Genomic DNA, 13,240 nt, shown 5'->3' on the forward strand with positions numbered 1-13,240 from the left:
GATAGAGGGCATACCATATTCATTCAATCAATTTGGAGAGTAAATTATGCCGTCAATTGTTGTTGTAGGTGCAAACTGGGGTGATGAAGGCAAAGGCCGCATCGTCGATTTTCTAGCTGAGAACGCATCTGCGAGCATTCGCTTTCAAGGTGGTAACAACGCCGGACATACCGTTGTAAATGAGTTTGGTACGTTTAAACTACACCAATTACCAAGCGGTATTTTTAATCCAGATTGTATTGCCGTACTTGGCCCCGGTATGGTGATAAGTCCTGGCGCATTAAGCGAAGAAATCGCTGAAGTTAAAGCAGCTGGCGTTAAGGTAAAATTATGTATTTCTGATCGTGCAACCCTGTGCTTGCCGTTACACGCACTTGAAGACACACTTGAAGAAGTACGTTTAGGTGACGCCGCTTACGGCTCTACCCGCCAAGGAATTGCCCCAGCATACGGCGATCGCGTAATGAAAAAAGGCATTTTAGTTGGTTGGTTAAATCAACCTGAGGTTTTATTAGAGCGCATTCAATTTATGCTTGATTGGAAAATGCCACAGCTAAAAGCCCTTTACCCTAGCTGTGATTATTCACAAACAGCAGAACAAATAACTGAGTGGCTATTAGAGGTCACTGCTCCGTGGCGTGCATTTATCTGTAATGTCACAGAGCCTTTAAAAGCGCTGCAACAGCAAGATGCCAACTTATTATTTGAAGCGCAACTAGGCGCAGGCCGCGATTTAGTGTATGGCGAATACCCTTATACTACCTCTTCAAACGTAACCGCCGCTTATGCAGGGATTGGCAGCGGATTACCAGCTTTGCGCCCTGAGCGTGTTATCGCGGTGGCAAAATCGTTTAGTTCATCTGTTGGCACTGGCACACTGGTTACCGCAATGGCAGAGCAAGATAATTTTCGCGAAAGCGCCAACGAGTACGGTGCTGTGACAGGTCGCCCTCGTGATATGGGGTATTTTGATGCGGTTGCCACCCGTAATGGCGTTGAATTACAAGCAGCCACTGAAATTGCATTAACCAAAATTGATTGCTTATCTGGCATGAAAGATTTAAAAATCTGTGTTGGCTATGCAGGCGATCACAGCGAAAACCCTATTTGGCCACAAACAGCCGCTTTAACGCCAATATATGAAAGTATGCCAGCGTGGGATGAAGATATTACCGGTTGTCGTACCTTTGACAGTCTACCTGCGGCTGCTCAGCACTATGTTGAACGCATCGAAGCACTGATGGGCATACCTGTGAGTATGGTATCTGTAGGCCCTGAGCGTGAGCAAATGATCATCCGCTAATCACTCAGCTTAATCCAAGTGGTTAAATAAACGGCTTGGATAACATTCATTATCGCTAACATTGCTCAGATCTTAGATTTATCAGCGGTAGTTTAAATATTTTGCTAAACCGTAATAATCCGATACACAAAAAAAGCGCAAGATACACTCGCGCTTTTTTGTTTTCCTTAAAACTTACAGCTTTAAAGCTCGTGACTTTACAAACCAAGCTCGGCCATAAAATCATCATCTGCATCACTGGCTTTTGCATCGTCCGCAGCTTTTTGTTTTTCCGCTTTATGCTTCGCTTCGTTTTCAATAATGTCATCAGGGTCTACCGCTTCAACAATATCAAAGTCGTGCAGCTTGATGAACTCAGTTTTATCCATCGCTAATTCTAAATAAAAGATGTTTTGTTTACTGGTGGTAAAAGTCACGCGGCGTGCTTGTGGTCTATCCATCGTGGTATCAACCGATATTTGCACTTGCTTATTAATCGCCATCATTTTTGGCTGATTTTGAGTAATTGAGGTGTGTAGCTGCTCGCGTACTTTTGAGGTGAAATCACCGACGATTTGATTCATCAATTCACCCAGTACATTTGACACGTCGTCCGACATGTGACTATGCGCAAGCTCTTCTTCAGGCATACCCATGCTGCGCATATAATCGTGATAAATTTCCATGGCAGCTTGCGAAGTAAAGTTAGTAATTACTAATCCAGTAAAACCACCATCAAACAAAACAAAGCAGCCAATATCTGGTCGCATGCAGGTACGGGTGATCTTTTGTACCATGGCTGAATAGCTAATATCATTACCACTAGCCGACGACAAAACCCCCGTTACAGAATGACACAGGGTTGCCAATATATCATCAGTACTAATTACTTTACTTTTAGTCATTAAACGTCTCTTTTTATACTTGTTATTCATTATTCTAGCCAAGCTACTGAAATTATCACTGACTATCCAGCATAAAATGCTAAAATAGCCCTATTATTTTTTAAAGAGACTGTTTGTGTGACGGTAAAAGACAGCATATATGCCACAGAGCAAGCGGTTAAAGACTTTAGCTTTGACCAACACGTAGTAGAAGTTTTCCCCGATATGATCCAGCGCTCAGTGCCGGGTTACGCCACCATCGTAAGTACCATGGGTAAATTAGCGGGTGAATACGCGCAAAGTAACTCTAACCTCTATGATTTAGGCTGCTCGCTTGGTGCAGTAACATTAAGTATGCGTCGTAATATTCGCACTGATAATTGTCATATTATCGCGGTTGATAACTCCGAAGCCATGGTTGAGCGCTGTAAATTACATTTACAAGGTTTTCGCTCAGAAGTACCTGTTACTGTGACCCTTGGGGATATTAACGAGCTTAATATTGAAAATGCCTCAGTGGTAGCGATGAACTTTACATTACAGTTTATACCTCCTGCACAGCGTCTCGCGGTACTTGAAAAAATATACGCCAATTTAAAACCTGGCGGTGTACTGCTATTAAGTGAAAAAATCAAAGGTGAAAACGAGCAATGCGACAATTTGCTGATTGATTTACACCATGATTTTAAACGCCACAATGGCTATTCAGAATTAGAAATTAGCCAAAAACGCACCGCCATTGAAAACGTTATGCGCCCAGATACGTTAAACACTCACCTTACTCGCCTTACTGATATTGGCTTTAGTCAAACCCAAGTGTGGTATCAGTGTTTTAACTTTTGCTCGTTGGTAGCAATTAAGTAATTTAGGAAATATGCAATGTCTTTATGGTTTAACCAATTTTACGCCGCTATCGCACAAAGCCCACTGAGCCACTGGCTGGAAACACTGCCTAGCCAATTAAAACACTGGCAAAATGAGGCCAGCCACGGCGATTTACCGAAATGGCAGAAAGTGCTAAAAAACTTGCCTGAAGTGGCGACCAAACACGTCAATATTATCGACAAAGTTGAAATTGGCGCCCCTGGCGAAATGACTAAAGGGGAGCAAAAGCAAACCATCCATCTATTAAAGCGCATGATGCCATGGCGTAAAGGCCCATTTAGTGTGCACGGTATTGAAATTGATACCGAGTGGCGCAGCGATTGGAAATGGGATCGCCTGTTACCACATATTGAACCGTTAAAAGGCCGCACAGTGTTAGATATTGGTTGTGGCTCTGGTTATCACTTATGGCGGATGCGCGGTGAAGGCGCTGAGTTTGTGGTTGGTATTGATCCGTCTGATTTATTTTTATGTCAATTTCAGGCCATTAAACATTTTAACCCAGACGAAAACGTACACTTGTTACCGCTAGGCGTTGAAGCCCTGCCAGAGCTAAAAGCATTTGATACAGTGTTTTCTATGGGGGTACTTTATCACCGTCGCTCCCCTATCGACTTTTTGGCGCAATTAAAAGCGCAACTTCGCCCAGGGGGTGAGTTAGTGCTTGAAACCTTAGTCATTGAAGGCGACGAAAACACCGTACTCGTGCCCACGGATCGTTATGCCAAAATGCGTAACGTATGGTTTATTCCAAGCACAGCCGCACTTAAGCTTTGGATGGAACGCGTGGGCTTTAAAGATGTACAAGTAAAGGACTGTGCAATCACCACACTTGAAGAGCAGCGAAAATCAGACTGGATGGAAAACGAGTCCCTGAGCGACTTTTTAGATCCAGACGATACCAGTAAAACGATTGAAGGATACCCTGCACCACTTCGCGCTATATTAACGGCAAAGGCTTAGGCTCTATAAATTTTAAACCACTGCACTTTAGCGTCGAGGTAATCATCGACGCTAAAACAGTCACCTATAACCTATTCCCTAGCGCCTTTATCTCATTATACGGACAAGTGTCCTTGTCAATACCGTTAAAGTTATATTTGAACTAGCCGCGACCTTGCAATTGTTGTAAAATACGCGCGTTTCTAAGCATACACATGCAAAACCATGCAACTTTTTTGAGGAAATCCTGTGAGCGAACAAAAACAGTCTCTAAGTTATAAAGACGCGGGCGTAGATATCGATGCCGGTAACGCACTAGTTGAGCGTATTAAAGGCGTAGTTAAAAAAACCCGTCGTCCTGAAGTTATGGGCGGAATTGGTGGCTTTGGCGCACTTTGCGAAATCCCTGCTGGTTACAAGCAACCAGTATTAGTTGCAGGCACTGACGGTGTTGGTACTAAATTGCGTTTAGCTATCGACCTTAAAAAGCACGATACAGTGGGTATCGATTTAGTTGCTATGTGTGTGAATGACCTTATCGTTCAAGGTGCTGAGCCATTATTTTTCTTAGATTACTATGCAACCGGTAAACTTGACGTTGATACTGCTGCAGATGTAGTGACAGGTATCGGTAAAGGTTGTGAGATATCAGGTTGTGCGTTAATTGGTGGTGAAACTGCTGAAATGCCGGGTATGTATGAAGGTGAAGATTACGACATGGCTGGTTTTTGTACTGGCGTAGTTGAAAAAGCAAATATCATCGACGGCACTAAAGTAGCTGCTGGCGACCAATTAATTGCGCTTGCATCTAGTGGCCCTCATTCAAATGGTTTCTCTTTAATTCGTAAAGTACTTGAAGTATCAAATGCTGATACAAGCGCTGAATTTGAAGGCAAAACATTAGGCGATACCCTACTTGAGCCAACACGTATTTACGTTAAGCCATTACTTGAGTTATTCAAGCAAGTGGACGTACATGCCCTTTCGCATATCACCGGCGGTGGTTTCTGGGAAAATATCCCACGCGTATTACCTGAATCTGCAAAAGCAGTTGTAAAAGGTGATAGCTGGCAATGGCCTGGTATTTTCAACTGGTTACAAGAAAACGGTAACATCACCACCCACGAAATGTATCGTACATTCAACTGTGGCGTAGGTATGGTACTAGTCGTTCCAGCTGACAAACTTGAGCAAAGCTTAAGCATTTTAAAAGAGCTTGGCGAAAACGCATGGCACCTTGGTGAAATTCATGATGCTAAAGCTGGCGAAGAGCAAGTAGAGATCCTAGGCGGCCGTGATTAATGGCCCCTTCTCGTCTAGTAGTCTTAATTTCAGGTAGTGGCTCAAATTTACAAGCCATTATTGATGCCTGTAATAATGGCGAGATAAACGCAAACATAGCGGCTGTGATCAGCAATAAAGCAGACGCTTATGGCCTAGAGCGAGCAAAACAAGCAGGCATTGCCACAGCAGTGCTTAGCCATAAAGATTTTGACTCGCGCGAAGCCTACGATGCAGAGTTAATGAACGTTATTGATTCTTTTGCACCAAATCTAGTTGTATTAGCTGGGTTTATGCGTATTCTTACTCCTAGCTTAGTGCAAAAATTTAAAGGAAAAATGTTGAACATTCATCCTTCTTTGTTGCCTAAGTACCAGGGGCTGAATACCCACCAAAGAGCAATTGATGCAAAAGACGACGTTCATGGCGTAAGTGTGCACTTTGTTACTGAAGAATTAGACGGTGGTCCGGTAATTCTTCAAGCCAAAGTTCCTGTGCTGGCAGATGATACTGCCGATACACTTGCACAACGCGTGCACGCGCAAGAGCATATAATCTATCCTTTGGTGGTCAAGTGGTTCAGTGAACAACGACTTACTATGGAAGCAGATTATGCAGTTCTTGACAAAAAACAACTTCCTGCACACGGTGCGCACTACCCAGAATAAAAAACAAAGTGCCTTGCTATTTTGTGCAGGCACTTTATTACTTCCTACTGGTTTAATGGCTGGTGAACTCACTCAATTTGAAGCCAACTATGATATTTTGCGCAAAGGCGAAAATCATGGTCAAGGTGTACGCACATTAAAAAAACTAGCTGATAACAGCTATCAAGTTAGCTATCACAGTGATATTGAGTGGATGATCTTCTCAGACTCACGCAAAGAAACATCAAACTTTACCTACACTGACGAAAAAGTAACGCCTGTCAGCTACAGTATGATCCGCACAGGCACTGGCCCTGATAAAGAATATACACTGCAATTTGATGGCACTAAAAAGCAAATTAGTAGTAGCGAGAGTAAATACCCGCTTGAATGTCAGTGGAGTGATCAATTTCAAGATTCAATTTCATACCAAGTACAAGTACGTGAAGAGCTAAAGATGGGTAAAACCAGCTTTTCCTATCCACTTGTTGATAAGAAAGGTAACTGCCGTGACTACAATTTTGAAGTGGTAGGTACAGAGGTAATTTCACTGCCTATCGGCAATATTGAGGCAATCAAAGTAAAACGTCTTTACGATAACGACAAGCGTCAAGCGCTTGCGTGGTTCGCCCCTGAAATGGACTACATGTTAGTGAGAATGTGGAAAGGCGAAAAAGGCATGGAGCAGTTTGAAGTGCAACTTAAATCATTCACAGTAACCAGCCCTGTTGCTGTTCCAGAAGCTGTAAAAAGCGAAATAGCCCCAGAGTAAATTAGTTCCAAGATTCAAGACGAAAGGCTCAAGTATGGCAATCATAACTTGAGCTTTTCACTTTATGACTTATAACTAATTCAAACTGACATCTGACGGCTAAATTAACTCACCCATTTTAAACAGCGCAAATTCACCAGGCTCCATTTTTTGCCAGCGCTCATCATTGGTCAGCGGCCGAGTTGCTATCACAGTGACCACATCATTTGGCGTGGTTTCTTGTTGAAAATCCACCACCATATCCGCATCAATCAAGGTAGCTTTACCAAACGGCGCTCGACGGGTGATCCAATGTAAGTTATTTGTACAATACGCCAATACATACACGCCATCAGTCAGTAGCATATTAAACACGCCTTTTTCTCGCAGCGTATGGGAAAGTTTGGCTGCATAGCGAAATACCGACGCCATATTAGCTGGGCGCTTTGGGTATTTTTCACGAATTTTATCGAGTAACCAACAAAACGCCAACTCACTGTCAGTGTTACCCACAGGACGATAGTATTCAGGTTTTAAATCATGGTAATTAGATAATTGGCCATTATGCGCATACGTGATTTCGCGCCCCCACAACTCACGGGTAAATGGATGAGTATTTTCAAGGCACACTCGGCCTCGATTGCCTTGGCGGATATGGCTTATCACCGATACACTTTTAATCGGATATGCCTTTACTAACTTGGCTATCTCAGATTGGCAGCTCGGCTCAGGATCTTTAAAGGTACGACAGCCCTTACCTTCATAAAAAGTAATGCCCCAGCCATCTTTATGCGGCCCAGTGTTACCACCGCGCTCTAACAGCCCTGAAAAACTAAAACAAATATCCGTAGGCACATTCGCCGACATGCCAAGCAACTCACACATAAAATAAATTAACCTTTAAACACAATGTTTATACAAAAGAAGAACTGAGATATTGGCTAGCATTGTTAAACATAAGCAAGATCAAGGCAAGCTTATGTTAGTTCCTTATCCTATACTCTTTACAAACATGTGACTAAACTCACAGATAATCTTATTAAGCTACTTGATAATTATTCTCTCTAGCGCTACTCTAACCAAAGGTGGTCTGACCTCTATTAAGGATTGAATACATGACACTCATATTTGTACTTGGTTTAATCGTGTTGCTTAGCATCGCGAGTTACCACAGAGCGAGCTGGAATACTGCCTTAGGCGTTTCCATCGCAACACTTGTTATTGGTACCTTTGCAGGTGCTTTTGGCGCAATCAGTTGGTTAATCTTCTTGATCATCGCTGTGCCACTGTCTGTTACTGGCATTCGCCAGCAATATATTATTAAGCCTATTTTTGCTGCGTTTAAAAAAGTAACGCCAACCATGTCAGACACTGAAAAATCAGCGATTGATGCCGGTACTACGTGGTGGGAAGCTGATTTATTCTGTGGTCGCCCTGATTGGAAAAAGCTACACCAATACCCTATGCCAAAACTGACTATCGAAGAGCAAGCCTTTATCGATGGCCCGGTTGAAGTGGTATGCAGCATGTTAGATGATTGGGAAGCCACCCATGAGCTAACTGATTTACCGCAAGATGTTTGGCAATACCTAAAAGATAATAAATTCTTTGCCATGATCATCAAAAAAGAATATGGCGGGCTGCAATTTTCAGCATTTGCACAATCATGTGTACTGCAAAAGCTAACCAGTAAATCAACGCTGCTTTCATCAATTGTCGGCGTTCCTAACTCATTAGGCCCAGGTGAATTACTACAACACTATGGGACTAAAGAACAAAAAGATCATTACCTACCACGCCTTGCTAGTGGTCAAGAGATCCCATGTTTTGCGTTAACCTCACCAGAAGCCGGCTCTGATGCCAGTGCCATTCCTGATTACGGGGTTGTTTGTAAAGGTATGTGGGAAGGTGAAGAAGTAATTGGTCTAAGCCTAACGTGGAATAAGCGTTACATCACACTTGCTCCTGTGGCAACTGTACTGGGTCTGGCGTTTAAAATGCAAGATCCTGACGGCTTACTAGGAGACACCAAAGAGCTTGGCATTACCTGTGCGTTGATCCCAACGGATATGCCAGGGATTGAGATTGGTCGTCGTCACTTCCCGTTGAATGTGCCGTTCCAAAATGGCCCGACTCGTGGTAAAGATATTTTCGTGCCACTTGATTACATTATTGGTGGCCCTGAAATGGCAGGCCAAGGCTGGCGCATGCTGGTTGAGTGTTTATCAGTTGGCCGTGCAATCACGCTACCGTCAAACTCAGTAGGTGGCATTAAAACCATCGCCCTTGCCAGTGGTTCATATAGCCGTATTCGTCGTCAGTTCCGTTTACCAATTGGTCAAATGGAAGGGATCGAAGAGTCTCTTGCAAAACTTGCAGGTTACGCTTACAGCTCAGATGCAGCCGTAAGCATGTCAACCGGTGCGGTTGATTTAGGTGAAAAACCGTCAGTGGTATCGGCTATTATTAAATACCACTTAACTGAACAAATGCGTGATTCGACTATCCATGCGATGGATATTCACGGTGGCAAAGGCATCATGCTTGGGCCAAATAACTACTTAGGTCGTGGCTATCAAGGTGCGCCTATTGCCATTACCGTTGAAGGCGCCAACATCTTGACCCGTAATATGATTATTTATGGTCAAGGTGCTATTCGCTGTCACCCATTCGTACTCACTGAATTAGGTGCCTGCGATATTGAAGACCGTGAAGAAGCGCTGGCAGTATTTGATAAAGCCTTAATGGGTCACATCGGCTTTACTATCTCAAACTTAGTGCGCACTAAGTGGATGAGCTTTACCGGTGCTCGCTTTGCAAGTACGCCATTTAAAGATGAAACAGCTGAGTTTTACCGCACCGCTGCTCGCTTTAGTGCATCACTTGCATTGATGTCTGACATCAGCATGGCGGTATTTGGTGGTTCATTAAAACGTAAAGAACGTATTTCAGCACGTTTAGGTGATTTACTTAGCTACCTTTATTTAGTGTCTGCAACACTAAAACGCTATAACGACGAAGGCCGTAAAAAAGAAGACTTAGCGCTAGTACAATGGAGCTGCCAAGATCATCTTTACCATTGCCAACGCGCACTGGCTGATTTAATTAACAATATGCCATCAGCGCCACTTCGTGCTGCACTTAAGCTCATGTTGTTCCCATTTGGCCGTCCGGTGCGTAAACCGACTGACAAACTTGAACATAAACTAGCGCAAATTTTACAAGTACCGAGTGAAACCCGTAATCGTTTAGCAAGCTATGTATACTTGAAAAATGAGCCGCTTAACTTAGTGGGTCGCCAAGAGCAAACGCTTAAAGACGTGCTAGCCGTTGAGCCATTGTTTGATAAGGTATGTCGTGAAAAAGGCGTGAAACTGCCTTTCTTCCAGCTTGATAAAGTCGCGCAAATGGGCCTTGAAGCAGGTATTTTAACGCAAGCCGAAGCAGACAAACTGGCTGAAGTTGAAAAAGCCCGTTTAGCTGTAATTAACGTTGACGACTTTGACCCTGCAGATCTAGTAGCAGGCAAAGCCGCCCAAAAAAGTAAAAACAGCAAGGCGAATGCTGCTTAACTTATTAGGTTAACGCAGCCAACAGTCCGCCTGTTGTGATCATCCAAACCAGCGCATAATGCGCTGGTTTTTTTTGCGCTATATATAATTGTAAACCACTAACTTCAATCATCACTTTCCTTTAAATGAAAATCCCTTCGTATATAAGTGGGCATTATAACGTGGGCTGTACTTTTAACGATACACGCTTTGTTGCAGATAAAATAAGCTAAAAACTTGCGTTTAAATAATGTTCGGGCAACACTAAAATCGGTAAAAATATGATTAGATAACAATAAACCAAGGAATGTCCGATGAATAACAAATTAAAATTTGCCGCACTTGCCTGTGCAATTAGTCTTGCCTTGAGCGGTTGTAGTCAATCAACCTCAACGACTGCCACCACTGCCGCACAGTCACAACAAACACAACAAACACAACAAGTAAAAACCTATAATGCAAAAACCTTCTTTGATACCACCGCAATTATGGGCAGTAGCTTTTCACCCAGTGGCGATAAAGTACTGGTAAGCTCTGATGAAAGTGGTATTTACAGCTTGTATGAAGTAGATGCAAAAACAGGGGATAAAACCCGCTTAACAAATTTTCAGGATAGTACCTACCCTGTACGTTATTTTCCAAATGATGAACGGGTACTCTTTACCAAAGATTCAGGGGGTAATGAGCGCTTTCACGTCTATGTGCGAGAGCTTGACGGCACAACCAAAGACTTAACCCCTGGCGATGAAACTCGCGCAAGCTTTGCAGGATTTACACAAGATGGCAGCCAGTTTTTTATTACAAGTAACCAGCGCGATGCTAAATTTATGGACTTATATCGCGTTGATAGTAAAACCTATAAAATGACCCCTGTTTATCAGAACACCCTAGGTTTAGATGTCGGTGCGATCAGCCCTGATGGTCGTTATATTGCGCTATCTAAAAATAACACCAATAAAGACAGCGATACCTTTATTCTTGATACTTATAAAAAGACCCTCAAGCCACAATTAATTTCCAAACACGATACACCCGCTCAATATGGCCCTGAAACCTTCTCAGCCGATAGTAAATCTTTATATTACTCTACAGACGCTAAAGGTGAGTTTTCTCAAGTTTGGCGCTATGACTTAGCCTCAGGGGAACACAGCCCAGCACTCAAAGATGACTGGGATGTCAGTTTTATTTATTTTTCTAAATCGGGCCGTTATCAAGTCAGTGGCGTCAATGCCGATGCCAGCACCAAAGTAACAGTAATAGACACACAAACAGGTAAAGAGATTGCAATGCCTCAGTTACCCGCAGGTAACTTACGCGGGGTTAACTTTTCTGCAGATGAAAAAAGCATGGCGTTTTACCTAAACTCAGACACATCCCCAAGTAACCTCTTTGTATGGCAAGTAGGCAGTAATAAAGCACAGCGATTAACGAATACATTAAGTAAAGAAATTGACCAAAATGATTTAGTTGAAAGCACTATCGTACGCTTTAAAAGTTTTGACGGTTTAGAAATACCCGGCGTACTTTATAAACCCAAACAAGCCAATAGTAACAATAAAGTGCCTGCACTTATTTGGGTGCATGGCGGCCCAGGTGGGCAAAGTCGCACCGGTTACAGCGCGATGCAGCAACATTTAGTCAATCATGGTTATGCTATTTTTGCGGTTAATAACCGTGGCAGCTCCGGCTATGGAAAAACCTTTTTCCATCTCGATGATAAAAAGCACGGCACCGATGATTTACAAGACATTGTTTACGGCAAAAAGCACTTACAAAGTTTAGACTGGGTTGATGCCGATAAAATCGGCATTATGGGTGGCAGCTACGGTGGCTTTATGACTGCAGCAGCGCTGGCGTTTGAACCTGAAGAATTCAAAGTGGGCATTAATATTTTTGGCGTCACCAACTGGGTAAGAACACTTAACTCAATTCCACCTTGGTGGGAAAGCTTTAAAAAAGCGCTGTATGATGAAATGGGCGACCCTGCAACCGATGGCGAACGTCATCGTGCAATCTCACCATTATTCCACGCCAAGAACATCACCAAACCTTTAATGGTTATTCAAGGTGCTAACGATCCCCGCGTGCTACAAGTGGAAAGTGATGAGTTAGTTGCCGCAGTAAAAGCCAATGGCGTACCCGTAGAGTATGTTTTATTTGATGATGAAGGGCATGGTTTTAGCAAAAAGGAAAACCGTATTACTGCCTCCAACGCGTATCTAAACTTTTTAGATACCTACTTAAAAGAACGCGTTGGCCCACAAGGCTAATATATTAAAGCTGACTAGAAGTTTAATAATAAGCCTGTAATTCTGATAAAGATTGCAGGTTTTTTTATGTACTTTGTCAAGGTCAGATAGCTGATAGCCAAAGTATGTTTTATGCAAAGATTTATATAAGGATTTTATAAACTTGTTATTGAGGAAATAACAAGTGGCGGAGTGGACGGGACTCGAACCCGCGACCCCCGGCGTGACAGGCCGGTATTCTAACCAACTGAACTACCACTCCGCAGTGGTATGTGCATGGGGTAATGCACTTACTAATTTTATTACTGATATCAAGTGGCGGAGTGGACGGGACTCGAACCCGCGACCCCCGGCGTGACAGGCCGGTATTCTAACCAACTGAACTACCACTCCGCAGAGATATCATATTACTTGTTATTACTTAATTTGTTGGCGGAGTGGACGGGACTCGAACCCGCGACCCCCGGCGTGACAGGCCGGTATTCTAACCAACTGAACTACCACTCCAGCATACAAATTTTGTAATATAACGTTGTTTAAATAGTTGGCGGAGTGGACGGGACTCGAACCCGCGACCCCCGGCGTGACAGGCCGGTATTCTAACCAACTGAACTACCACTCCAGCATACAAATTTTGTAATATAACGTTGTTTAAATAGTTGGCGGAGTGGACGGGACTCGAACCCGCGACCCCCGGCGTGACAGGCCGGTATTCTAACCAACTGAACTACCACTCCAGCACATATTTAAACTGTTATTTTTCCTTAT

10 protein-coding genes and 5 tRNA genes are annotated in these 13,240 nt (G+C 43.2%); 8 read left to right on the top strand and 7 right to left on the bottom strand.

Features of this window, described 5'->3' with window-relative positions; translation table 11 throughout:
- Positions 1-46 precede the first annotated feature (46 nt).
- Positions 47-1,303 carry an adenylosuccinate synthase gene (locus tag A7968_RS20150; protein ID WP_064668329.1) on the top strand — a complete coding sequence of 419 codons (1,257 nt, stop codon included), beginning with the start codon at positions 47-49 and terminating at the stop codon, positions 1,301-1,303.
- A gap of 197 nt (positions 1,304-1,500) precedes the next feature.
- Here the strand turns inward: A7968_RS20150 and A7968_RS20155 are convergent, their stop codons facing one another.
- Positions 1,501-2,187: a DUF3334 family protein gene (locus A7968_RS20155; RefSeq protein WP_064668330.1), complete on the bottom strand. Its 687-nt coding sequence runs from the start codon at positions 2,185-2,187 to the stop codon at positions 1,501-1,503.
- 117 nt (positions 2,188-2,304) lie between these two features.
- On the opposite strand from A7968_RS20155, the gene cmoA reads away from it, so the two are divergent.
- The 5 genes from cmoA to A7968_RS20180 all read left to right on the top strand — a co-directional run bounded on the left by cmoA (position 2,305) and on the right by A7968_RS20180 (position 6,693).
- Positions 2,305-3,030 carry a carboxy-S-adenosyl-L-methionine synthase CmoA gene (cmoA, locus tag A7968_RS20160; protein ID WP_064668331.1) on the top strand — a complete coding sequence of 242 codons (726 nt, stop codon included), beginning with the start codon at positions 2,305-2,307 and terminating at the stop codon, positions 3,028-3,030.
- Positions 3,031-3,045: 15 nt separating this feature from the next.
- On the top strand, positions 3,046-4,014 hold the full coding sequence (cmoB, locus tag A7968_RS20165; RefSeq protein WP_064668332.1) for a tRNA 5-methoxyuridine(34)/uridine 5-oxyacetic acid(34) synthase CmoB: 969 nt from the start codon (positions 3,046-3,048) through the stop codon (positions 4,012-4,014).
- Between the two features lie 228 nt (positions 4,015-4,242).
- Positions 4,243-5,295, top strand: a complete 1,053-nt coding sequence (gene purM / locus A7968_RS20170; RefSeq protein ID WP_064668333.1) for a phosphoribosylformylglycinamidine cyclo-ligase — start codon at positions 4,243-4,245, stop codon at positions 5,293-5,295.
- Positions 5,295-5,942, top strand: coding sequence for a phosphoribosylglycinamide formyltransferase (gene purN / locus A7968_RS20175; protein WP_064668334.1), 648 nt, complete (start codon positions 5,295-5,297; stop codon positions 5,940-5,942). The genes purM and purN overlap by 1 nt, the downstream gene beginning before the upstream one ends.
- Before the next feature lie 55 nt (positions 5,943-5,997).
- Entirely contained in the window at positions 5,998-6,693 is a 696-nt protein-coding gene (locus A7968_RS20180) for a DUF3108 domain-containing protein (protein WP_064668376.1), read from the top strand.
- Between the two features lie 99 nt (positions 6,694-6,792).
- On the opposite strand, the gene A7968_RS20185 is transcribed toward A7968_RS20180, so the two are convergent.
- The gene (locus tag A7968_RS20185; protein WP_064668335.1) at positions 6,793-7,557 is read right to left on the bottom strand and encodes a class II glutamine amidotransferase; all 765 of its coding nucleotides are present in this window, start codon (positions 7,555-7,557) and stop codon (positions 6,793-6,795) included.
- Between the two features lie 230 nt (positions 7,558-7,787).
- On the opposite strand from A7968_RS20185, the gene fadE reads away from it, so the two are divergent.
- Positions 7,788-10,244: an acyl-CoA dehydrogenase FadE gene (gene fadE / locus A7968_RS20190; RefSeq protein ID WP_064668336.1), complete on the top strand. Its 2,457-nt coding sequence runs from the start codon at positions 7,788-7,790 to the stop codon at positions 10,242-10,244.
- A gap of 293 nt (positions 10,245-10,537) precedes the next feature.
- Positions 10,538-12,493, top strand: a complete 1,956-nt coding sequence (locus A7968_RS20195; protein WP_064668337.1) for a S9 family peptidase — start codon at positions 10,538-10,540, stop codon at positions 12,491-12,493.
- 164 nt (positions 12,494-12,657) lie between these two features.
- Here A7968_RS20195 and A7968_RS20200 read toward each other — a convergent pair.
- The 5 genes from A7968_RS20200 to A7968_RS20220 form a co-directional block, all read right to left on the bottom strand.
- A tRNA-Asp gene (locus A7968_RS20200) sits at positions 12,658-12,734 on the bottom strand.
- A gap of 54 nt (positions 12,735-12,788) precedes the next feature.
- Positions 12,789-12,865, bottom strand: a tRNA-Asp gene (locus tag A7968_RS20205).
- Between the two features lie 37 nt (positions 12,866-12,902).
- Positions 12,903-12,979: transfer RNA gene (locus A7968_RS20210), tRNA-Asp, on the bottom strand.
- Between the two features lie 38 nt (positions 12,980-13,017).
- Positions 13,018-13,094 (bottom strand) — tRNA-Asp (locus tag A7968_RS20215).
- Positions 13,095-13,132: 38 nt separating this feature from the next.
- Positions 13,133-13,209: transfer RNA gene (locus A7968_RS20220), tRNA-Asp, on the bottom strand.
- Positions 13,210-13,240: the final 31 nt, after the last annotated feature.

Source organism: Pseudoalteromonas prydzensis, from assembly GCF_001661495.1.
Classification (GTDB): domain Bacteria; phylum Pseudomonadota; class Gammaproteobacteria; order Enterobacterales; family Alteromonadaceae; genus Pseudoalteromonas; species Pseudoalteromonas prydzensis.

Coding starts and splice junctions, on each gene's coding strand:
- fadE (WP_064668336.1), top strand. CDS start 7,788: ATGACACTCATATTTGTACTTGGTTTAATCGTGTTGCTTAGCATCGCG.
- A7968_RS20195 (WP_064668337.1), top strand. CDS start 10,538: ATGAATAACAAATTAAAATTTGCCGCACTTGCCTGTGCAATTAGTCTT.
- cmoB (WP_064668332.1), top strand. CDS start 3,046: ATGTCTTTATGGTTTAACCAATTTTACGCCGCTATCGCACAAAGCCCA.
- A7968_RS20180 (WP_064668376.1), top strand. CDS start 5,998: ATGGCTGGTGAACTCACTCAATTTGAAGCCAACTATGATATTTTGCGC.
- A7968_RS20155 (WP_064668330.1), bottom strand. CDS start 2,187: ATGACTAAAAGTAAAGTAATTAGTACTGATGATATATTGGCAACCCTG.
- A7968_RS20150 (WP_064668329.1), top strand. CDS start 47: ATGCCGTCAATTGTTGTTGTAGGTGCAAACTGGGGTGATGAAGGCAAA.
- A7968_RS20185 (WP_064668335.1), bottom strand. CDS start 7,557: ATGTGTGAGTTGCTTGGCATGTCGGCGAATGTGCCTACGGATATTTGT.
- purN (WP_064668334.1), top strand. CDS start 5,295: ATGGCCCCTTCTCGTCTAGTAGTCTTAATTTCAGGTAGTGGCTCAAAT.